Source organism: Caldanaerobius fijiensis DSM 17918 (assembly GCF_900129075.1).
Classification (GTDB): Bacteria; Bacillota; Thermoanaerobacteria; order Thermoanaerobacterales; family Caldanaerobiaceae; genus Caldanaerobius; species Caldanaerobius fijiensis.
Map to the genome: position 1 here is coordinate 1 of NZ_FQVH01000028.1, position 22,731 is coordinate 22,731.

General features: G+C 39.9%; 22 protein-coding genes and 1 pseudogene. 9 read left to right on the forward strand and 14 right to left on the reverse strand.

Annotated elements, in window-relative coordinates:
• Window positions 1-260 precede the first annotated feature (260 nt).
• Entirely contained in the window at window positions 261-1,373 is a 1,113-nt protein-coding gene (locus tag BUB87_RS10365; RefSeq protein WP_073345038.1) for an aldo/keto reductase, read from the reverse strand.
• A 180-nt stretch (window positions 1,374-1,553) separates the two neighbouring features.
• On the opposite strand from BUB87_RS10365, the gene BUB87_RS10370 reads away from it, so the two are divergent.
• A complete protein-coding gene (locus tag BUB87_RS10370) occupies window positions 1,554-1,880 on the forward strand; it encodes a winged helix-turn-helix transcriptional regulator (protein WP_073345041.1) in 327 nt (108 codons plus the stop codon).
• Between the two features lie 4 nt (window positions 1,881-1,884).
• On the opposite strand, the gene BUB87_RS10375 is transcribed toward BUB87_RS10370, so the two are convergent.
• The 3 genes from BUB87_RS10375 to BUB87_RS10385 form a co-directional block, all read right to left on the reverse strand.
• On the reverse strand, window positions 1,885-2,775 hold the full coding sequence (locus BUB87_RS10375; protein WP_073345043.1) for a hypothetical protein: 891 nt from the start codon (window positions 2,773-2,775) through the stop codon (window positions 1,885-1,887).
• A gap of 79 nt (window positions 2,776-2,854) precedes the next feature.
• The gene (locus BUB87_RS10380; RefSeq protein ID WP_073345046.1) at window positions 2,855-4,180 is read right to left on the reverse strand and encodes an FAD-dependent oxidoreductase; all 1,326 of its coding nucleotides are present in this window, start codon (window positions 4,178-4,180) and stop codon (window positions 2,855-2,857) included.
• Between the two features lie 54 nt (window positions 4,181-4,234).
• Window positions 4,235-4,624 (reverse strand): YkvA family protein, encoded by a 390-nt coding sequence (locus BUB87_RS10385; protein WP_073345048.1) that lies wholly within the window; start codon window positions 4,622-4,624, stop codon window positions 4,235-4,237.
• Between the two features lie 193 nt (window positions 4,625-4,817).
• Between BUB87_RS10385 and BUB87_RS10390 the strand changes: the two genes are divergently transcribed.
• From BUB87_RS10390 to BUB87_RS10430, 7 genes are all read left to right on the forward strand, one after another.
• Window positions 4,818-5,651: a polysaccharide deacetylase family protein gene (locus BUB87_RS10390; RefSeq protein WP_200792812.1), complete on the forward strand. Its 834-nt coding sequence runs from the start codon at window positions 4,818-4,820 to the stop codon at window positions 5,649-5,651.
• Window positions 5,652-5,713: 62 nt separating this feature from the next.
• On the forward strand, window positions 5,714-6,211 hold the full coding sequence (locus BUB87_RS10395; protein ID WP_073345054.1) for a Csac_0668 family 2Fe-2S cluster-binding (seleno)protein: 498 nt from the start codon (window positions 5,714-5,716) through the stop codon (window positions 6,209-6,211).
• 192 nt (window positions 6,212-6,403) lie between these two features.
• Window positions 6,404-7,156 (forward strand): DUF438 domain-containing protein, encoded by a 753-nt coding sequence (locus BUB87_RS10400; protein WP_143156677.1) that lies wholly within the window; start codon window positions 6,404-6,406, stop codon window positions 7,154-7,156.
• A 608-nt stretch (window positions 7,157-7,764) separates the two neighbouring features.
• Window positions 7,765-7,950 (forward strand): hypothetical protein, encoded by a 186-nt coding sequence (locus tag BUB87_RS10410; RefSeq protein ID WP_234946021.1) that lies wholly within the window; start codon window positions 7,765-7,767, stop codon window positions 7,948-7,950.
• Window positions 7,951-7,995: 45 nt separating this feature from the next.
• On the forward strand, window positions 7,996-8,463 hold the full coding sequence (locus BUB87_RS10415) for a DUF441 domain-containing protein (RefSeq protein ID WP_234946022.1): 468 nt from the start codon (window positions 7,996-7,998) through the stop codon (window positions 8,461-8,463).
• Window positions 8,464-8,894: 431 nt separating this feature from the next.
• Window positions 8,895-9,140 carry a CopG family transcriptional regulator gene (locus BUB87_RS10425; protein WP_073345061.1) on the forward strand — a complete coding sequence of 82 codons (246 nt, stop codon included), beginning with the start codon at window positions 8,895-8,897 and terminating at the stop codon, window positions 9,138-9,140.
• Window positions 9,130-9,567 (forward strand): PIN domain-containing protein, encoded by a 438-nt coding sequence (locus BUB87_RS10430; protein WP_073345064.1) that lies wholly within the window; start codon window positions 9,130-9,132, stop codon window positions 9,565-9,567. The genes BUB87_RS10425 and BUB87_RS10430 overlap by 11 nt, the downstream gene beginning before the upstream one ends.
• Before the next feature lie 390 nt (window positions 9,568-9,957).
• Here BUB87_RS10430 and BUB87_RS10435 read toward each other — a convergent pair whose 3' ends face one another.
• On the reverse strand, window positions 9,958-10,545 hold the full coding sequence (locus BUB87_RS10435) for a coiled-coil domain-containing protein (protein ID WP_073345066.1): 588 nt from the start codon (window positions 10,543-10,545) through the stop codon (window positions 9,958-9,960).
• Window positions 10,546-10,826: 281 nt separating this feature from the next.
• On the opposite strand from BUB87_RS10435, the gene BUB87_RS10440 reads away from it, so the two are divergent.
• Complete coding sequence (locus BUB87_RS10440) at window positions 10,827-11,948, forward strand: uroporphyrinogen decarboxylase family protein (RefSeq protein WP_159432402.1); 1,122 nt, start codon at window positions 10,827-10,829, stop codon at window positions 11,946-11,948.
• 64 nt (window positions 11,949-12,012) lie between these two features.
• On the opposite strand, the pseudogene BUB87_RS14030 reads toward BUB87_RS10440, so the two are convergent.
• The 9 genes and pseudogenes from BUB87_RS14030 to gatA all read right to left on the reverse strand — a co-directional run.
• Window positions 12,013-13,417: pseudogene (locus BUB87_RS14030) on the reverse strand (FAD-dependent oxidoreductase); the annotation flags it as partial.
• Window positions 13,418-13,523: 106 nt separating this feature from the next.
• Window positions 13,524-13,757 carry a peptidoglycan-binding domain-containing protein gene (locus tag BUB87_RS10455; protein WP_073345074.1) on the reverse strand — a complete coding sequence of 78 codons (234 nt, stop codon included), beginning with the start codon at window positions 13,755-13,757 and terminating at the stop codon, window positions 13,524-13,526.
• A gap of 102 nt (window positions 13,758-13,859) precedes the next feature.
• Window positions 13,860-14,822: an ABC transporter ATP-binding protein gene (locus BUB87_RS10460; protein WP_073345076.1), complete on the reverse strand. Its 963-nt coding sequence runs from the start codon at window positions 14,820-14,822 to the stop codon at window positions 13,860-13,862.
• Entirely contained in the window at window positions 14,819-15,841 is a 1,023-nt protein-coding gene (locus tag BUB87_RS10465) for an ABC transporter ATP-binding protein (RefSeq protein WP_073345079.1), read from the reverse strand. The genes BUB87_RS10460 and BUB87_RS10465 overlap by 4 nt, the downstream gene beginning before the upstream one ends.
• Window positions 15,842-15,849: 8 nt before the next feature.
• On the reverse strand, window positions 15,850-16,764 hold the full coding sequence (locus BUB87_RS10470; RefSeq protein ID WP_073345081.1) for an ABC transporter permease: 915 nt from the start codon (window positions 16,762-16,764) through the stop codon (window positions 15,850-15,852).
• 4 nt (window positions 16,765-16,768) lie between these two features.
• On the reverse strand, window positions 16,769-17,704 hold the full coding sequence (locus tag BUB87_RS10475; protein ID WP_073345084.1) for an ABC transporter permease: 936 nt from the start codon (window positions 17,702-17,704) through the stop codon (window positions 16,769-16,771).
• A 117-nt stretch (window positions 17,705-17,821) separates the two neighbouring features.
• Window positions 17,822-19,492 (reverse strand): ABC transporter substrate-binding protein, encoded by a 1,671-nt coding sequence (locus BUB87_RS10480; RefSeq protein ID WP_073345087.1) that lies wholly within the window; start codon window positions 19,490-19,492, stop codon window positions 17,822-17,824.
• Window positions 19,493-19,819: 327 nt separating this feature from the next.
• Window positions 19,820-21,250, reverse strand: coding sequence for an Asp-tRNA(Asn)/Glu-tRNA(Gln) amidotransferase subunit GatB (gatB, locus tag BUB87_RS10485; RefSeq protein ID WP_073345089.1), 1,431 nt, complete (start codon window positions 21,248-21,250; stop codon window positions 19,820-19,822).
• On the reverse strand, window positions 21,251-22,717 hold the full coding sequence (gene gatA / locus BUB87_RS10490) for an Asp-tRNA(Asn)/Glu-tRNA(Gln) amidotransferase subunit GatA (RefSeq protein ID WP_073345092.1): 1,467 nt from the start codon (window positions 22,715-22,717) through the stop codon (window positions 21,251-21,253).
• Between the last annotated feature and the right edge of the window lie 14 nt (window positions 22,718-22,731).

Sequence of the window (22,731 nt, forward strand, 5' to 3'; positions counted from 1 at the left end):
TTCTTATTTTACTACTTACCTGGCTGTCTGTCAAGGGCTTTTTTGCTCCCTCCCGACAGCTCTTATACTTTACCATCGTTTCGTCTCTTTGTCAAGGGGTATCTCTCGACTTTTTGGCCTCCTTGCCCCTCTCGCGATGGCTTTATTAATATACCACAGCTTCAAGGGGTATGTCAAGAGGGATTTTTGTTTTCTGCAATATATAATCATCTATATCTGCGATTTGATTTTTTCACAGTCTTTTCACATACTTCTTTTTTCTAAAAAATTTCTTTGTTCCCCAGTTTATAATCTGCTATGTGTAACTTTCTTATAATATCGATATTATAAGGACATCTGGGTATACACTCACCGCACCCTGTACACTTATCTGCCTTCACATCCAGTTGAGCATATTTTGCTCTGGCCATCTTATCGTTCCCAAACCAGAAGCGTAACCTATCTCTTAATGCAAATTCCGCTGGATCTCTGACTATTCCATCTCTCATCTGCCTATCATAATACCCTTCCAGCTTAAATATCTCAGGGATATTGATGCCTTCAGGGCACGGTAAACACTTGCCGCATTGCCTGCAGACATAATTTCCTAACTCAATAGCATTTTTGAACAGTTCCTCTTTTTCTTCTGGCGTAAGTGGAACAAACTCGTTGGCATAGCGCAGATCTTCCTCCAGCATCTCTCGAGTATTTATACCTGCGACTACTACAGAAACTGGTTGACTCATAGCATACCTGAAAGCTATTGGCGCTGATCTCCATAGGAAACCATCTGCAATAGGCTTCATCAATATTATGGCCACTTCTTTTTCCAGCGCTAAAGGAACTAAAACATCTTCAATTTCAGGAAAATTAAACCTATCGTAATAGTTTATAGTGGTCATCACAGCATCAAAAGGATAGCGCTTCAGCGCCTCTATTAAAACATCCGGTTGCCCATGCATCGATATTCCTATAAAGCCTATTTTACCTTCTCTTTGAGCCTGTAACGCACCTTCTATAGCTCCATCAGGCCCCAATATGGTATCCAGCTCATCCATGGTGCCAACGCCATGCATTATCAAAAGATCGATATAATCTGTTTGCAGATTCTTTAGGCTCCTATTTAAACTATCAAGGCAGCCCTTTTTAGTCCTTTCGCCTGTTTTTGTAGCAAGAATGCACTCTCTGCGCCTTTTTGCTATAACTCGTCCTATCTTCCGCTCTGACTCGCCATCTCCATAACTAGCAGCGGTCTCTATGTAATTGCCTCCTTCATCAAGATAACGGTTTAACAGATATTCTGCTTCGCTGGCGGGTATCTCCAGAAGATGAAAACCTCCAAAACCAAGAATAGATGTCTCCAGGCCTGTTTTCCCAAATTTTCTTTTTTCCATCAGCTCTCGCCCCTTTTTCTACAACGTTCTAATTGACAGTATACCATCGTTGCTTTATTATGAAAAGTAGTTACATCTACGTCACATAGTTACAAAAAGGTTACTATAGCATAAGTAAAAATTATCAACCGTAATAAAAATAAAGTTGTTTATTTTTATAAAGAAAGGAGAGCGGATAAAGTGAATTCCCATGAAGAAATTGATTGTCAGGGCATAGAATGCTCTATAGAAAAAGCCCTCAGTATACTGGAGGGCAAATGGACTTTTTTGATAATAAAAAATTTATTTGATGGAAAAAAGCGCTTCGGTGAGTTAAGGAAATCTTTAGATGGTATAAGTCCAAAAACCCTTTCACAGAGGCTAAAAGAGCTGGAGCAAAAAGGTATTATAAATCGCACAGCATATCCAACAATTCCTCCTACCGTAGAGTATTCTCTTACCGAAAAAGGTAAAAGTTTAAAACACATAATAGTGGAGATGAAACTCTGGGGAGCTAAATGGGGTTGATTTTTCAAGGTTCTTCTTCGCGAGATCGCGCCAATAACTTTTTTTCCAGTTCCGCCACATCGTATTTTCTCTGGTCTTTATATGAGTTAAAATAATTCCTTGGCACTATATAATCGGCACTATAGGGCCTTGCGTTGTAGTCATTATTTACGACGGCTTTTGATACGGCTTCGTTTAACACTTTCTCTTTTTTGGCGTAATTTTCTGCTACCTTTTCCAGGAATTTTATAGGATTTTTTATGTCTTTATTTTTCATCCTAGCCAGGCATATTGCCATATCCTGGTCGTTTAATCCGTATTTTGTTTTTAGCCTTTCTTTTATTGCATCGATGCTTTCATTTTCTTTTTCCTTTTCTGTATCATGATGGATTGATTGATGGATGGATATTTTATCTATCATATCCATCTTATTTTTATATTGAGTACGAGATTGATTTTTGTTCTGGCTGTCTTCATTTTTTTGTGGGACCACTATTTCCAGCCATTCATGGTATGATGTTACCTTACCGTCTTTATCTACCGCCATCGTTTCTTTTGGAGCTTTATCGCTTTGCCTTATCATAAAATACCTTTTTACTCTTCCTCTGTCGGTATTATCAGTGTAGCAAACAATGAAGCCCCTTTCGATCAGTGATTTTAAGGCCTCGCTTACAGCCCCGCCGGAGAGGCCCGTACCTTTGTCCATACGCACACGGCCTCTCTGATATCTCCCATTCCTTATTTCGTCTACTGTGAGATGAACCGACGTATCGTAATTTTGAAAACCCCATGTATGCCTTATTATATACAGCAAAACTTTAAGCTCCGCGCCGCTCAGCTGTGCAAAGTATCCCTCAAACAACTCCAGAGGTATATTAAAATACCTGCCTTCTTGTACCTGTATTCCGTGGAACATAAAAATCTCCTCCCCGTTTATTTAGTGCTTTATCCTTTCACTAAATAAGTCGCAGGAGGAAGATAAATTTACACATATCCTATATAAAAATTCCTCTGTCTCTCATGATCTTTCTCACCTTGACACCATTTAAATCCCCCGTCGTAATTTCTTCCTCTATGCTCAAAGCTGCAGCAATTCCAGCGGCTTCTCCCAGAGCCCTGCATGTCACCTGTATTCTTATTGAAGCTTGGACCTCAAACGATGCAGAGATACATCGGCCTGCCACCAATAGATTTTCCACATTGCAGGGCACCATGCACCTATAAGGTATCTCCATGTATTCCCCTTCGGGTAAATACTTCAATTGCAATCCCTCGCTGTCCACGGCATGAATATCGATGGGATATGCCGTCCTGGCCACAGCATCGTCAAATTTCGTGCAATTGATATAATCATCTACCTTAAGATAGTATTTGCCTTTTATGCGCCTGGACTCTCGAATGCCTACGTTGACAGCCGTATTACATATGTAAGAATTCTGAAAGCCAGCAAAATATTTTTTCATAAATTTGTGAAGCCTCATAATAGCTTTTTTGCCTTCCACCTGAGCGTATGTAAGGTTATAAGGGTCCAAAGCTCTGGTTATATTCGAAATTTCCGGACAGTTAAATGACATGCAGCCAGGTTTGCCCGGTATAGTAAAGGCTTGAAAATATGCTCCATCCTGCTCAAGGATATAACCTGATTTTACAGCTTCCCTGAATATCTTTTCTAGCGGCCAATTTCTTCCCCATACTGACGCAATTTCCACCCTGTCTCCTTTCATACCATTATAGCCAATCTCATTTAAAAAGTCAGCAAACACATCAAGCTGTATATTGCCAACCTCGAACCTGACTGATACAGGTTGATTTTTCCCGTCAGATACCCTTCCGCTTTCATAAGGCACTCCTGCCAACGCGGCCACATCGCCATCCCCTGTGCAATCAATCACCACTCTGCCGTGTACAGCGCTAAATCCGTCTTTATTGTGTATAACAACCCCTTTTATACTGTTCCCTTCCATGATCACATCAGTTACAGTGCTGTAATACAAAAGCCTTACACCCGCTGCCATACACATATCTTCGAGGACATATTTTAACGCCTCGGGGTTAAACCACGAGGGATTATCTGGATACGCGTCTCCCGTTGCCACCAGGCGCTCATTGATCTCTCTGCCAATAGACGAATTATCAGGATTGCCTTTGATGCCGTTGCTCATAAGAGGTGTTACCAGTGAAGCAGTGGCAGTACCCCCCAAAAAGCCCATCTGTTCAACAATGAGCACTTTCATACCCATCCTGGCCGCCGATATGGCTGCCACGCTGCCCGCTGTTCCACCCCCTGCTACTATCACATCATAATCCCCTATATATTTCATTGCGGTACCCCCATTTAGTTTAATATATTTGCCCTGATTGTTTTAAAAATTTACTTACAGCTTTTTAAATATAAAAAGCACCACTGCTGTCACAATCAAAATCCACACACCTATGATTATCACTGCACCTATCCATACCTTCGGTTTTGTTTGAACTTCACTGGCTTTTTTTCTTGCATCAGCCATCACCACAGGAGGAATAATTTTTATTGCCAGCGCTACCCCCAATGGTATTAATATAAGATCATCTATATAACCAAGTACAGGTATAAAATCTGGGATCAAATCAATAGGGCTTAAGGCATACCCTACTATAATCAATGAAAATAGCTTCGCATACCATGGCATTCGCGGGTCTTTCCAGGCAAAATACAGTGCCACGACCTCTGATTTCAATTTCTTTGCTTTCTGCTTCCATGACTCCTTCCAAACCGCCTGTGGCATGACTTCTCTCCCCCTCGAAAATTTTTATACACAAACAATATTATAACATAATTTACCTGCACAAAAGGACAAATTCTGCTTGTATTAACTTTTCTGTCGCTTCGTCTGTTCCTACTTAAAATCACCCAAAATGGGTATAAAATTTATAGGTCGTAAAATACTTCGTGTAATAAATATCATGGAGGTCATAATGATGAAAAGAAAGATGGCTTTGATTTTAATCGTGATAATCATTTTAGCTGCTATAAGTTTATCAGGTTATAAATCACCTATGAAATACGCAGCAAAAAAGCTAACTCTGTGGGATCATACAAAAAATACAAATACCCCAACTTTAGCAGGCGGTCCAGAGAAAAAGCACAGATACACAACTCGTACAAAGATAATAATGATGAACCATCAATATCCTTACATTATTTATTACAAAGGAAGCAATCAGAAAAAACAAATGGCACTGACCTTTGATGATGGGCCAGATAATTATTTCACCCCACAAATCCTGGACATCCTAAAGCGTGAAAAAGTCCACGCTACCTTTTTTGTAGTCGGCAAAAGGGCTGAAGCCAACCCTCAAATAGTAAAAAGGATGTACAGAGAAGGTCACATTATCGGTAACCACACATGGGACCATCCTTTTTTGACCAAACTCTCCGCTGCCAAAAGGTATAGCGAAATAAAAGATACTGAAAACGAAATATTCCAAATTACGCATTATAAAACGTGGTTGTTCAGGGCACCTTATGGTGAATTAAATAAAGATATTATAAAGCAAATAGATGGTATGGGTTATAAGATAATTGCGTGGTCCGTAGATACAGTGGACTGGAAAGGCCTTAAATCAGGTCAGATTGAAACAATAGTATTCAGCCATGCCGAAAATGGTTCAATAATATTACAGCATTGTGCCGGTGGCAAAAATGAGGATTTAAGCGGCACTGTCAAAGCATTACCGCGAATAATTGAATATTACCGCAGAGAAGGCTTTTCGTTTGTAACCATTCCAGAACTTTTAAACCTGCTACAATAATTCACGCTTTATTAATGATATAATTTAAGTGGTTTATAAAACTTTATTCGGAGGTAAGTAAGATGTTAAACGAAAAAACAAATAAATCCTGTTGTGAAGGCAATATAGAATCATTCCTAAAAACAGGGAATACTTTATGTCCCATATGCAAAACATCGGGTATCAAAGTTAAAAACATAACTGTTAAACATTTAGTTATAAATACCTTTGAAGAACAGGTGGGAGATACAGATTATTACATATGCACGAATGGAGAATGTGATGTTGTTTATTATAATAACCAAACAAATGTAGTATTCAGCAAAAATCAAATAAAAGTTCCTATATGGTTTAAAAAAGGTGCTGATCCTAAATACGCATGTTATTGTAGCAAAGTAACAGAAGAACAGGTTATAAATGCTGTAGTTAAAAATGGCGCCAATGATTTGGATGAAGTTTTAAAACTTACCGGGGCAATGAGTAATCCTCAATGTCAAAAGAATAATCCTCTTGGAAAATGCTGCCATAAAATAATACAGGATGCTATAAATAAGGGGTTGTCTATTCGCAATAACATTTAATTCTATTTTGTTTCATGCGGGTACAAATTGTACTCGCCTTTTTTTATATTTAATATTTTAGAAAAAAATGGGCGATTTCTTATTCAAGTATTGATGAATTCCTATCGTTTTACTGTGATTTATATCACACACATTTTAACTATTTTTTGTTATACTCATAGTGAAAAATCAATAAAGAAGGAGGAATTTATTATGAACAATAAAATTGATAGATTAGCAGACGTGTTAAAAAGATTAAATCGCGGTGAAGATCCTGAAACAGTAAAGAAAGAAGCTAAAGAGTTAATAAAAAATTTTGACGCTGAAGAGTTGTCATTGGCTGAACAAAAATTAATAGAAGAAGGTGTGAATCCTGAAGAGTTGAGGGGTCTTTGCTCTGTTCATATAGATATGCTGAAAGACCATTTAAGCGATTTAAAAGCCGCCTTAAAACCAAATCACGTGCTTCATACACTTATAGAAGAGCATAATGAGATACTTAAATTCCTGGATGCCCTGGAGAGTTTAAATGCCAAAATACAGAAAATGACCTCATATGAAGAAAACGCAGCGATATTCAATGACCTCAAGCATATAGCAGAACACATCCTGGAAGCTGAAAAACACCACAAGAGAGAAGAAGATGTGTTATTCCCCGAGCTTGAGAAATTGGGAATTACAGGGCCTCCTAGGATCATGAGAATGGAACACGATGAACTCAGAAGAAGAAAAAGGATACTATTTGAACTTGCAAGCAACGTAATGACCACGAACTTCGATGATTTTAAAAAACAGCTGCAAGAATTATCCAATTATATTGTGTTTAACATGCGGGACCATATTTTTAAAGAAAATTATATCCTATATCCGACGGCTTTTCAAGCTTTAACTGACGATGAGCTCTGGAAAAACATGAAGGAAAAGTGCGATGAAATAGGATACTGCTGCTTTACACTTAAGGTATAAAATAAAAAAATAAAGAGACTGTAAAAAATTTTGTGTAAAATGATTAAAAACCTCTTTCTTGGTAAGAATTCAAAAATAAAACAAACCGAGAAGGAGGTTTTTAAAAATGTCAATCTTGACAAAGGAACAATTAAAAAATTTCAAAAGAAATATTTATCAGGCAAAGTAAAGGATGATGAATTGAATGATATTCTTTCTGATTATGAGGGATTTTTTTAACTGGAATAGAAGAGGGAAAAACTGAAGATGAAATAAGTAACTTTTTTATCTACCGTAAATACTTCAAGCCATCAATGGATTTCACGGCTACAACCTTTGTGGAACATTGCAATAATTGCGTCAGTTTTCTGGTTTTTTCTGATTAATCCATTATGTATGTTTATCTGGAGAATGCAAATTTTGTTCAACTAATTGTACGTGAATGGATTGGTAAATATTTAATAAATATGTTAGGTTCTATGCTAGGCTCTATATTACCCTCTGTATTGGAAATGCTACCTTCTATCATTTCATTAATATGGGCATCAGTATCAAAAAAACACTATGCTATACATGATACAATTGCACATACTTGTGTTGTAGAATGTCCAGGAAAGAGGTAACCAATTATGGATACGCAGATGAAAAAAGGAATTCTCGAAATGTGTATCCTATTTCAGTTTATGGTACGCATATATCATAACGCTTTGGATATTTCAAGAAAATTAAAGCCATCTATTCCGATACTAGGTTATTTTGACATACCTTTAAAGCATGAAATTGAATTCGAATTTAATCTTTTAAATATAAAGTGAAGAAACATAAATATATTTTACATATAATATAATCCTCATTAGGAGATGATTGAAGTGGAGTCGACGATCGTAATTCTGGCGATATTAATCGTCGCAGTATTGGGTAAAGCTAATTCTGTAGCAATCGCTGCATGTACACTTTTGATTGTTAAGCTATTACAAATTGACCAATATATTTTTCCGGTTATTGAGAAAAACGGGGTATTTTGGGGATTAGTTTTGCTTATCGCTGCTATCTTAATTCCGATTGCCAATGGAAGTATTACTCTTGCAAATATCAGGAATGTTTTTACTTCTTGGATTGGCGTAATTGCTTTACTTCTCTCACTTTTTACCACTTATTTAAGCGGTCTTGGTTTGAAATACCTCACAGTTCAAGGCCATAGTGAAGTAATGCCTGCTATGATTTTAGGTGCGGTGGTTGCTGCTGCTTTCTTGGGTGGTGTTCCTGTAGGACCTTTGATTACTGCCGGTATGTTGGCACTGGGCTTGAAGTTGTTTCGTATAACATAAATACGGATGTATGTTTTAATTGCAGGAATTTTGACTTCGACTATATTACATCCAGCTGATAATATCAAGAGTATTATATAAAAACATGAAAATGTGCAAGCGAATATGCTATTGTGCCACAGATATGGAGGCTTGAGTTGAATTTAGGTATAAAGGCACTTTGTACAGGTTTGATCATGTCATGGCGTGGAAGGTGAAATCAAGAGGAATAAAGCTTGTATATGGCTTAGATGCATTTGCACAAATAGTTCTCTCTCTTGAAGATTTGGCCCGTATGGTTGAACGGGGCATCTATGATCTACAAACGATGGGTAAGTGGTATGAAATATCTGCCTCCAGTTTTTTCAAGCTTTTTGGATTTGAGCAAATACCTTTCTCTTGTTGATATACACGTAAAAACGTGATATACTAAAATACGTGGAGGTGTTAGTATGAATAAGACGCAGAATATTACGTTATCACTGTCTAAAGATTTATTGCAAAAAATAAAGCATATAGCTATAGATAAGCAAACTTCTGTGTCTGGTCTTCTAACGCAAGTATTGGAAGAGATAGTAAAAAAGGAAGATTTGTACGAGAAAGCAAGATTACATCATATTAATATATTAGAACGCGGTTTTGATTTAGGCACAGAAGGTAAAATCGGTTGGAACAGAGATGATTTACATGGAAGATAATACGGGTTTGCAGTTTGTTGATACAAATGTTTTGGTTTATGCTCACGATGTATCTGCGGGCAGAAAACATGAAATTTCGAAAAAATTATTAAAAGAGCTGTGGGATACAAGAAAGGGGTGTCTGAGTACTCAGGTTCTCCAAGAATTCTACGTAACTATTACAAAAAAAGTAAAAAAGCCATTATCTCCTTCACAGGCGTCACAAATTATTTCGAGTCTTGGAGTCTGGAAATTGGATATACCCGATGTTGGAGATATACTTGAGGCAATTAAAATATCTCAGCGTTATATAATCTCATTTTGGGATTCTCTTATAATTTGTAGCGCAATAAATCTTAATTGTGATATAATATGGAGCGAAGACTTGAATTCAGAACAATGTTTTGGTAAGGTAAAAGTTATAAATCCGTTTAGCATATACAGGTAGATTATATATCTGTATCAGATTGACGACAAACCCCACTTTTTATGCACGTAAAAGTAGGGTTTGCTTTATGCTTGGATATAATTGTGTATAACCTAGCGAATATTAGATAAAAACCGCGCAAGGCGAGGGATTCTCACCTATTTTCCATAGCCATATTGCTAATTTCTTTAAATTCATGCAGGCGAAGAGACTGTAAAAAATTTTCTGTAAACTGATTAAAAACCTCTTTCTTGGTAAGAATTGACCAATTTAATTCATTTTAATGCATAAAATGTAGAAAAAAGGTTATACTAAGAAATGGGTTAAATAAAATGTTAATTGATTCTTATCAAGAAAGAGCATAAAATTAATCTAAATACACAAAATATTTTTCACTCCTTCTTTTTTACATCACCCTATTTTCTTGCGAAGCAAAAAATATTCTCTCGCCATTTCACCTTCGATGTCTTCCATATCTTTCATTTTTGACTGAATATCAACATATTTACTTTTTAAGTCGTCAATTTCATGCTCATTTTTTTCCGACCTACTATATAGCGCCTTGATATGAAGGATTAGGGACTCTTGATTTTCATATAATTTCCTTATATCCTCTTTAATCCCATCAATTTTCTCATTTAACATTTCATATCCTTCTGCAACAATACTTATTTTTCTGTTGACTTCCTCTATCAGCGTTCCCAATTCATTTCTTTGATCTTTGAGCTTCTCATCAAAGCGGCTTTCCAATGATCCTAACTTCTCGTCAAAGCGATTTTCCAGTGATGCGAGCTTCTCATCAAAGCGACTTTCCAATGATCCTAACTTCTCGTCAAAGCTATTTTCCAATGATGCAAGTTTCTCGTCAAAGCGATTTTCCAGTGATGTGAGTTTTTCATCAAAACGACTCTCAAAACTTTTAAACTCCTCTTTTACTGATGCCTTAACTTCTGTCCTGATGATTTCGCCCAGTCTTTGCAATAATTCGTTATTATCCACGTATATCCCCCTCTATATAAACATCCCAAAATCAATTGTAACATATGAAAATATAGATATCAATCAACATTATCTACATGCAAAATTTACCTCCAATACTTTCTGAATTTTATCGGTGTCACTGATTCATACTGTTTAAAAAGGTTTTCATGAGATTAGACCTCCAAACAATATAATTATATTTTTCAGCAACGATATGTAATGATTTGTATTTTTTTCTGTGTTATAATAATATCATTAAAATGAAATTTTTTCAAATAAAGTTGAGGGGGAGATATAGTGTGGAAATAAAACCTATAAGAAAGAAATGGAAGGGCACTATGACCGACCGCGAGAGGTTTAACAATCAAATGCATTACAAACCTGTTGATCGCTGTTTTAATATGGAATTTGGCTATTGGGATGAAAACTTCAAAGAATGGCCGTTATTCTACGAAAACGGGATAAAAAACAACGAAGAAGCCGATATCTTTTTTAGTTTCGATAAAATCGTCACTATAGGTGGAAATGTATGGATGTCGCCTCCTTTTGAGTACAAGGTAGTAAGCGAAACTGACACCACTAAAATTATCATGAACAGCGATGGATTGCTGGCGGAAGTTCCAAAAGACGGGCATGATACTATTCCCCACTTTATAAAGCCCACTATTGTCACTCCTGACGATTGGAAAAAATGCAAGGAAGAGCGGTTTCGCAGAGATGATCCATCCCGAAAAGTAGATGTAGAAGCACTAAAGAAGGCTCATCCCCCTGACAGAGATTATCCCCTTGGCGTCTACTGTGGCTCTATGATAGGAAAGATAAGGGATATGCTGACTTTCGAGGGGCTCATCTACGCCTGTTACGATTATCCTGATATGGTAGAGGATATGGTTGAAACCGCATGTGTGCTGGTAGAAGACTTTCTTGACCAGGTATTGCCACATATAGATTTTGATTTCGCTTCCGGTTGGGAGGATATATGCTTTAAAAACGGTCCTATCGTCCCTATAGACTTTTTTAAAAACGTGGTCGTCCCTCGTTACAAGCGCATAAGTAAGAAACTTCACCAGTACGGCATCGATATATGGTATACAGACTGTGACGGAGACGTAAGACCTCTTCTACCCTATTTCCTGGAAAGCGGTATAAACTGCCTGTTCCCCTTTGAAGTAAATTCCTGTGCCCATCCTGCGGAGCTCTTAAACGAATACGGCAAGGACCTCAGGATAATGGGTGGCGTAGACAAAATGGTGCTGGCAAGGGGAAGAGAAGCCATAAAGGCCTATCTTGAAACACTAGTACCGCTGGTGGAAAGGGGCGGATATATACCATTCTGTGACCATCGCTGTCCTCCTAACGTCAACCCAGATGATTATCTATATTACCTGGATTTAAAAGAAGAGATGTTTGGAATGAAGTGAATATAACAAAATAAAGGGTTTAACCTTACGATTAGGCTAAACCCTTTATTGAATCTTTTAACTTTTATATTTTCAAAGAGATCTCTGCACCATCTCTTATTGCTTCTACAGCTGTAGCTATTTCCTTGCAATCGCCGACAAAACAATACCTATCATCACCTTGGAGTTCTGTGAACGTCTTATCAGGTACAACACCTGTTGCCAAGACAACATCATCAACGTTAAATACCTTATTAGCACCATCCTTTATACTGCAAATTAATTTTCCATTTGATATTTCTTTTATTATAGCTTTTGTCACTATATTCACATTCAGTTTATTCAGATTTTTTAGCAAGAGTTTTCTCACCATCGAAAAAATACCCTCACCTACTTCATCTTTGACTTCAAATACAGTCACATCTTTGCCTTGCATAGCAAGGTATGCAGCTGTCTCAAGGCCTGTCAAGCCACCTCCAATTATCGCTATTTTTTTACCAGCCGGTATCTTCCCTGTCAAAATTTCAATAGCCTGATAAGGTTTAATATCTGATTTAATAGCCAAATCAGCTGGAACTGAGCCTGTCGCTATTACAATTTTGTCATATGGCATATTTTTAAGATCTTGCACTGAGATATTTCGATTTAAATGGACATTTACATGGTATTTTCTTAAATCATTTTTCAGATATTCTATTACACGGCCAATCTCGGACTTATGAGGCGGCACTTTGGCTACCTTTAATTGCCCACCCAAACTATCACTTTTTTCAAACAAATCAACTTTATGGCCTTTTTTTGACAAATATATATATTGCGGATGACATACCTGCAGGCCCACCACCGATCACCGCTATATTCAGCACCCTATCGGTTTTTACTTCAAATTCCTTTTCACGGCCAACCTCAGGATTGATCATACAAGAAACTGGTAACCCATTTAAAATATACCCAATACATGCCTGATTGCAGTGAATACAGTATCTTATGTCTTCAATGTTGCCGTTTTTCAGCTTTGCGACGCACTCAGGATCACCAATCAGTCCTCTGGCAATACCTATAAAGTCAGCTATATTATTATTTATTATCTCTTCCCAATCTTTAGCAAACCCCAGTTTATTCGCAGCTATTATAGGTATACTTACATTTTCTTTTATTCTTTTAACAAGGCTCAATATAGGCCTATCGTCAATACTCATCGGCGAAATATGATATTCAGATGTGGAACCAACGCCTGCCGACACATCAAGACCATCAGCACCGTTTGCTTCAAGCAACCTGGCAAACTTTATGCTCTCTTCGATGTCAAAACCACCATCTGTAAAATCACTGGCATTGATCCTGCATATAACCGTCATCTCTGGAACATGCTCTTTAACCTTGCGCAGTATCTCCAGCGCAAACCTAGACCTGCCTTCAAAGTCGCCACCGTATTCATCAACTCTTTTATTTACATCTGGTGATAAAAACTGATTTACAAGCCATCCATAGTACCTTTTTGGAACAACATTTTACTCACCTCTTCTGTATTCCATTTTAAAACCTCCGTACACTATTTGTAAAATAATATATTTTGATATATAGCATAAACATTTTTTATGGGTACAATTTATATATCACATTCAGCGTTTCAGGTCCCACTATCCCATCAACCCTTATGCCATAGTCTCGTTGCAGCCGCATTACAGCATCTTTAGTCCTGGGACCGAAAATACCGTCAATAGGGCCGGGATCATAGCCCAAGCTCTGCAGTATTAATTGAAGCTGCATCACGTCGTGACCTGTCATCCCCTCCATGAGCAACCTCGAACCCAATTCTTGTCTGTCCATAAACGCACACACTCCTCATTAAAATTTACAATACATTATATTTCTTTTTCCCCGAAAAAGTGTAAAAAAAGCACCTATCCTAAATGTGGATAGGCGCTTTTTTTATTTATTATACAAATGGCACGCCACATAGTGGCCTGGCGCAGCTTCTTTTAGCTGGGGTTCTGCTTCCCTGCATATCTTCATACATTGACTGCATCGATTCTGAAACTTGCAACCAGGCGGCGTGTTTATGGGACTTGGCACATCCCCCTGAAGTATGATCCTTTCCCGCTTTCGCTCAATCTCCGGATCGGGTATGGGTATAGCTGAAAGCAGAGCCCGGGTATAAGGGTGTAGTGGATGATCGTATAGTTCATCGCTTTCTGCCGTTTCAACAAGGCTTCCCAGGTACATAACGCCTACTCTATCGCTTATATGCCTTACCATACTCAAGTCATGAGCTATAAACAGGTACGTAAGGCCCATCTTATCCTGCAGGTCTTCCAGAAGGTTAACCACCTGAGCCTGTATGGACACGTCCAGCGCCGATATAGGCTCATCGCAGATTATAAACTCAGGTTCAATAGCCAGAGCTCGGGCTATTCCTACCCTTTGCCTCTGACCTCCGCTGAATTCGTGGGGAAATCTATTGGCATGTTCTCTATTCAAGCCTACAAGCTCTAACAGGTGGTATATCCTTTCCATGCGCTCTTTCCCTTTATAAAGATGGTGGATGTCAATACCTTCTCCGATTATATCCCCTACGGTCATCCTTGGATTTAGCGATGCATAAGGATCTTGAAATATCATCTGCACCTTCTTAGTATATTCTTTGTTTTCAGCCTTATTAAACGTGCTTATATCCTTGCCCCTGAAGAATACCTTCCCATCAGTTATATCATACAGCTTTATAATGGTCCTACCTGTTGTGGATTTGCCACAGCCGCTCTCACCCACCAGCCCAAAGGTCTCTCCTTTGTTTATATCAAATGTCACATTATCTACTGCTTTTAATATCGTATTTTTCCCGAGATTAAAATACTTTTTTAAATTTTTTACTTCTAGAATCTTTTCTTCACTCATGATATCCTACCTCCATACAACTGGGGTACCTGAACCTTTGGAGCCTGCGGATGCAAGAGATGACATGAACATCCATGGCCATTGCCTAAATCGTATACCGGCGGCTGTTCCTCTTTGCATATCCTCATGGCATACTTACATCTGTCAGCAAAAGCGCAGCCCTTAGGCGGCGCCAGCAAATCCGGCGGCGTACCATCTATTGGCACCAGCCTGTTATTACCTCTCTTATCAAGCCTCGGCACGGACTGCAAAAGACCCCACGTGTATGGATGTCTTGCATTATAGAATATATCATCAACCGTGCCGTATTCGATAACCTGGCCTGCATACATTACAATTACCCTTTGAGCCAAATCTGCCACTATACCCAGGTCGTGGGTTATGAGTATTATAGACGTCCCCATTTTATGCTGAAGTTCTCTCATCAAATCGATGATCTGAGCCTGTATGGTGACGTCTAAAGCTGTGGTAGGCTCATCGGCTATTAGAAGCTTGGGATTACAGGCCAGCGCTATAGCTATCATGACCCTCTGCCTCATGCCACCGCTAAATTCATGAGGGTACTGCCTGACGCGCTTGCCAGGATTGGGGATCTGAACCAATTCTAACATTCTTATAGCCTGTTCCATAGCCTGGCTTCGGCTCATGTTGTGGTGTTTTATGAGCGTCTCAGCGATCTGCTGACCTATGGTCATGGTAGGATTTAGAGATGTCATGGGATCCTGAAAGATCATCCCTATCTCAGAACCCCTTATAGCCTGCATCTGCTTCTCTGACTTTTTCACCAGATCCTCGCCATTGAAAATAATCGCACCTTTTTTTATCTTGCCTGGTGGGGATGGAATGAGTTTCATAATAGAGTGAACGGTCACGCTCTTGCCACAGCCAGATTCACCGACGATAGAAATCGCCTCTCCTTGATCCAGCGAAAAGCTCACTCCCCTGACCGCTTTTACCTCACCTGCGTATGTGAAAAAAGATACCTCTAGATCTTTTACTTCAAGCAATGTCTTTCCCATATCATCACCTACTTCCTCATGCGGGGATCAAGGGCATCTCTTATGCCATCACCCAGTATATTAAATGTCAGCATTGTCAAGCTGATCAATACTGCAGGAAATATCAAAAGCCATGGAGCGTTTTGCAAATAGGTGGTGCCATCTGTGGCAAGAGAACCCCAGCTGGCTTTAGGAAGCCTGATTCCCAAGCCTATATAACTCAAAAACGCCTCTGTAAATATGGCCGATGGGATGTTAAGTGTTAACCTCACAATAATAGGTCCCAGCGCATTTGGGATGAGATGCTTTGTTATAATCCTCCAGGGACCCGCTCCCAGAGTTCTGGCAGCCAGTACGTATTCCTGTTCCTTTAACTGTAACACCTGTCCCCTTACAAGCCTTGCCATATCTACCCAACCCGTAAGAGCCATCGCCAGGATGATCGTAAACTCACCGGGCTGCATTATGATCATGAGAAGGATCACTATGATAAGGGTGGGTATGGAATAAAGCACATCTACTATTCTCATCATAATTTCATCAGTAAGACCCCCGAAGTAGCCGGATATACCCCCGTATATGACACCCACGATCATATTCAATACAGCAGCTATAAAACCTATTCTCAATGATACCCTCGCACCCATCCATGACCTTACAAACAGGTCACGCCCTAAATTGTCAGTACCAAACCAGTGAACGGCATTGGGAGGCTGAAAGATGGCGGTGTAGTCCTGTTCATCGTAGCTAAAAGGCCTCAGATATGGCCCTATAATAGCCATCATTATGATGATTGCCAATATAAACAAGCTTATCGTCGCCATTTTATTCTGGCGCAACCTTCTAAAGGCATCCTGCCAGAAGGATACACTTGGCCTTACGATCCTCTCGCTGGACTTTAAATCATAGCCTATATGCTCAAATTTGCTCTGTTCTATATCCATACCATCACCCCTTTTCCTTTGTAATCCTGATCCTGGGATCTATTACACCGTACAGTATGTCAACAAGTAAATTGACACCTATCAATATCACGGCAAAAAATATGGTGAGACCCATTATAAGGGTATAGTCATTGCTGTTGATACTGGTTACATAATGCTTACCCAAACCGGGAACACCAAAGATATTCTCTACTACAAAAGTTCCCGTAACTACTATAGCAAAAATCGGACCAAAAGTTGTCACCACAGGAAGTATGGCATTTCTGACAGCGTGTTTCCATATAACTGCGGCGTTTGACAGACCCTTTGATTTGGCCGTCTTTATATAGTCCTGATTTAACACATCCAGCATGCTCGCCCTCATCATCCTGGATATGGTAGCCAGCATGCCGAGACCTAATGAAATAGATGGCAATATCGTAAATTTAAAGCTTCCCCATCCAGCCACGGGGAATAGCCTTATTTTAACGCCCAAAAAATACTGCAACAATGCGCCAATTATAAAGCTGGGCACAGATACGCCTATAACGGCTACAACTGTGGCAAAATAATCCCATCCGGTGTTATGCCTTACGGCCGATATAATTCCAAGTAGCATACCTAATACAGCTGCAAATGCCATGGCTTCCAGTCCCAGTGCTGCTGAAACAGGGAAACCCTGGGCTATAATCTCCTCTACGCTCTGATTCTGGAACAGCATAGACATACCAAAATCTCCGCGGAGGATATTTGCAAGATATTTGTAGTATTGTACTACCAACGGCTTATCCAGACCATATTTGGCATCCAGATTTTTCTGTATCTCAACGGGAACCTGCTTCATACCTGTATACGGTTTTCCAGGCAACATATGCATGAGTATAAAAGTAAATGTAAGAATTACCCACAGTGTCAAAAGCGCATAACCTATCCGCCTCAAAATATAACCAAAAATACCCATCACCCCTTTACATTTCAAAGGGTATATGCTTAAAGCATATACCCTGCAAAACCTACACGAGCAAAAATCATTAATTTATTTGCATCAATTTATTTGCACCAATTTACTTACATCAATTTACTTGTCAAGCCCCAATTCTTTTATGCCTTTGATCAATAGATCCCTGGCCTGTTTTACATCACTGCTGGGCAGCATATCTCCGGCTTCTTTCCTAAACGTGTCTTTGTTGCCCCACATTATATCAGGCACATACCCTGTAGCTGGCTTGGAAGCATCCTTGAGTATATTTTTGACGTAGGTATTCCTGTCGATAGCCAGCGTCAATGCCTTTCTTATATTGGCATTTTTCAAAATAGGATCTTTTGTATTAAACTGGAAGTACCAGGAAGAACCGTCAGAAAAGCTCTTTATATCGTATCCGGCTTTTTTGACCTGGTCAAACTGATCTCCAGCTACGCGCTGATCCACGTCCAGTTGCCCTGTTAAAAACATGTTAAGCTCTGTATTTCGATCAGTTATCATTGAGAATTCGATCCTATTCAATTTTATAGCATCCTTGTTCCAATAATTAGGATTTTTCTCCAGGACCATTTTTTGCTGGTGAGTCCAGGATTTAATAACCCATGGCCCGTTATACAACATCTTATCAGGCTCTGAGCCGTATTTGTCCTTGACGGTTTCATAGAACTTCTGATTTAAGGGCATATATGTTGCAAATGCTGTCAGATCAGGGAAGTACGGCGTAGGTCTTTCAAGAGTAACCTGTAATGTCTTAGCATCCAGCGCCTTAACACCTACCTGATTAGGATCCGTTATCTTTTTGGTGTTATACGCCTCAGCATTTTTTATAGGATACAAAATGTAAGCGTAGAGAGCACCTAATTTAGGATCCAGAGCCCTCTTCCAAGCATACTCAAAGTCCTGGGCCGTCACCGGATCGCCATTGCTCCATTTGGCGTCCCTGAGCTTAAAGGTGTAAGTAAGGCCGTCCTTTGACACCGTATAGCTCTCGGCAATACCCGGCATGACCTTGCCGCTCTTGTCATACCTCATAAGGCCTTCCATAACAGCGTTTATGACGTTCATGGAAACGGCATCACTGGTCTGCTGCGGATCCATCTGAGGCGGCTCTTGAACCAGGTTATACCTTAAAGTGCCGCTCTTGGTACTGGTCCAGTAGAAGTCCACGTCTCCGCCCACAAACCTCCTCACAAGGCCCTGAACGTCAGGTTTTACTGCATAGGATATATACCTGTAGTAAACAGGACCTATGGGCATCTGATCTAAAAGCAACTTTTCGGCCTTTTTAAAGTCATCCATACGTCTGGCATTGTCATTGGTGTTCTGAGCATCTTTTATAAGTTTATCGTACTCGGAATTGGTCCAACCTGAGTTGTTGTTGGCAGACCAGCTCGTCCAGAGGTCCATAAATGTCATAGGATCGTTATAATCAGGACCCCATCCAGCCATGACGATCTGGTAATCATATTTATTCATCCTTTCAAGCCTGGTCTTAAATGGCACGGTTTCAATCTCCACATTGATACCCAGGTTCTTCTTCCACATCTGCTGGAAAACCTGAGCGTCAATTTTAGCCTGTGTCGTATCATCTGTCAGATACTTGAGAGTCGGTAACTTTTTAACCAGTTCATCATAGGATTTATTACCAGTGTTGGAACCATTGTTTGCTGCATTGTTTTTTTGTTTAGATGAGGAACAACCCGTCAAAAGCACTCCAACCACCAGAACTGCAGCGATAAATAGCGCTAAATACTTCCTTGTCTTCATAAACATAGCCTCCTTATTTTTTTAATATTTTTGATTTTGAAATACAACCCAGCTGTGTTTCAAAATTTTATACAATAGTTCAATAAAATATAGAAACCGCGGCCTATATGTTAGAGGTATGTGCATTATGTTACAACTATAAATTCATCCACTATTATATACTTACCCAGACTAAATTTCAATAAAATTTTTATCTCTTATTTTTTTATAATTGTTAAAATTATTTTATAAATATGCAACTTGATTTATAAAATTTAAAGGTCTGACGCTTTGCATACCATTTGTCAGACCTCCAATAAGTGCATAATTATTCTACAGCTCAATCCATCAGCCGATATTATCTAGTTCTTCTTTTAATATCTTATTGGCGATCTGCGGATTGGCTTTACCTTTTGTCGCCCTCATTATCTGGCCTACCAGGAACCCAAAAGCTTTTTCTTTCCCGCTCTTATAATCGTTGACTGATTTTGGATTTTGCTCTAACACCTGTCTCACTATCTCCCTGATCTGTCCCTCATCGCTCAACTGAACAAGGCCTTTTTCTTTGACGATGGTTTCAGGGTCCTTCCCTGTTTCGATCACATCCTCAAAGACCTTCTTAGCTATGCTGCCACTGATTGTGCCTTTTTCGATAAGGGTGAGAAGTTGAGCCAGCTGCTCAGGTCTTAAATTTAGTTCCTGTATCTCTATAGCCTTATCGTTTAATATTCTCAGGACCTCGCTCATAATCCAATTACTTACAGCCTTAGGATTATTATGCAACTTCACGGTGTTCTCAAAGAAATCGGCAAGAGCCCTGGTAGCTGTAAGAACCCCTGCATCATACTCAGGTATCCCATAATCCCTGATAAACCGCTCCCTCTTCTGATCCGGCAGTTCTGGCAATTCAGCTCTTATCCTCTCGACCCACTCTCTGTCGACGACAATAGGAACCAGATCCGGTTCAGGGAAATACCTGTAGTCATGAGCTTCCTCTTTGGTTCTCATGGACAGAGTAATACCCCTTGATTCATCCCAACGGCGGGTTTCCTGAACAACTTTATCCCCTGATTCCAGCACATCCCTCTGCCTCTTTATCTCATACTCCAATGCTCTCTGAACTGCCTTGAAAGAATTCAAATTTTTAAGCTCTATCTTTGTCCCAAACTCTTTAGCATCTACAGGCATTAGCGAAACATTGGTATCGCATCTTAAAGAGCCTTCTTCCATCTTACAGTCAGATACTTCGATGTACTGAAGTATGCTCTTTAGTTTGGTAAGGTAAGCATAGGCTTCCTCGGGAGAGTTTATATCAGGTTCTGACACGATCTCTATCAGCGGAACACCTGCGCGGTTGTAGTCTACTAAAGAACCGTCATGGGTATGCATAAGCTTACCGGCATCTTCCTCTATATGTATTCTCCTTATGCCGATCTTTTTGGTTTTGCCGCCCACTTCTATCTCTATATACCCACTATGGCACAGTGGAAGGTCATACTGGGATATCTGATATGCCTTGGGAAGGTCCGGATAAAAATAGTTTTTCCTGTCCATTTTGCTGAACTCCGATATCTGGCAGTTGGTTGCTAGACCTGCTTTTATGGCGTACTCCACCACTTTTTTATTTAGGACAGGCAACGTACCAGGGAGCCCCAAGCATACAGGACATGTATGGGTATTGGGCTCTCCACCAAATTCAGTGGTACAACCGCAAAAGATCTTTGTCTTTGTAAGGAGTTCTGCGTGAACCTCCAATCCTATAACGGCTTTATACTCCATTTATCTCACCTCCAGAGCCGGTTTCTTTTTCTCAATGCCCGAATTCTTTTCATAAGCATAAGCCGCCTTCAATATGGTTGCCTCGTCAAAGGGCTTGCCTATAATCTGGAGCCCCACAGGAAGGCCATTTTCAAATCCAGCAGGAACAGAAATAGCCGGAATCCCTGCTATATTTATTGGAACCGTACATATGTCAGACATATACATCTGAAGGGGATCATTCATCTTTTCCCCAATTTTGAAAGCCGGTACCGGTGATGTCGGCGATATAAGGATATCATAGGTCTCAAATGCCCTGTCAAAGTCACGCTTTATAAGTGTCCTGACCTTTTGCGCTCTTTTGTAGTAAGCATCATAATACCCCGAGCTCAGGGCATATGTACCCAACATTATCCTCCTTTTTACCTCTTTGCCAAAGCCCTCGCTCCTGGTCTTCATAAAAAGGTCTATCATATCCTCATAGTTATCAGCCCTATAGCCATACCTTATGCCATCGTACCGCGCTAGATTGGAGCTGGCCTCTGCTGACGCGATTATATAGTAAACCGCCAGAGCGTACCCCGAATAAGGTAGTGACGTCTCCTCTACAATGGCGCCCATATTTTCAAACACCTTTGCCGCTTCATATATCCTCTCTTTTACACCCTCGCTTACGCCTTCAGCAAAAAGTTCTTTGGGTATGCCAACTTTCATACCCTTTATATCCTCGCTTAACGCTGAAAGGAAATCCTGCTTTTTGCCATCAATTGACGTAGAATCAGCTTTATCATAACCTGCTATAATGTCAAGTACCATGGCGCAGTCCTCTACATCCTTGGTCAAAGGACCTATCTGGTCAAGAGAAGACGCAAAGGCAACAAGGCCATATCTTGACACCAGGCCATAAGTGGGCTTCATGCCTACCACGCCACAAAGGGATGCCGGCTGACGTATAGACCCACCTGTATCAGACCCCAGTGCAAAATAAACCTCATCTGCCGCCACCGCTGCAGCTGAGCCGCCGCTAGAACCCCCTGGAACCCTCTCTAAATCCCATGGGTTTCTGGTCTTCTTGAAATAAGATGTCTCCGTAGATGAACCCATAGCAAACTCATCCATATTTAACTTGCCCAAGATCACGGCATCCTCCGCCAGAAGCCTGTCCACTACTGTGGCATTGTACGGCGGATTAAAATTTTCCAGCATTTTAGACCCACAGGTGGTGTATATGCCTTCTGTACAAATATTATCCTTTATACCGATGGGGATGCCCGCCAATTTCCCCACAGGCTCACCGTTTTTTATCTTCTCATCCACCTTCTTAGCCTGTTCCATGGCCTTTTCACCACATACGGTGATAAAAGCCTGGACCTTTTCATCAACCGCTTTTATCCTCTCAAGCATGAGAGCGGTGATCTCCTGTGAAGTAACTTTTTTGTTCAGGATCATATCCCGTATCTCATGGGCAGTCAATTCATATAGTTCCATGCTCTCACATCCTT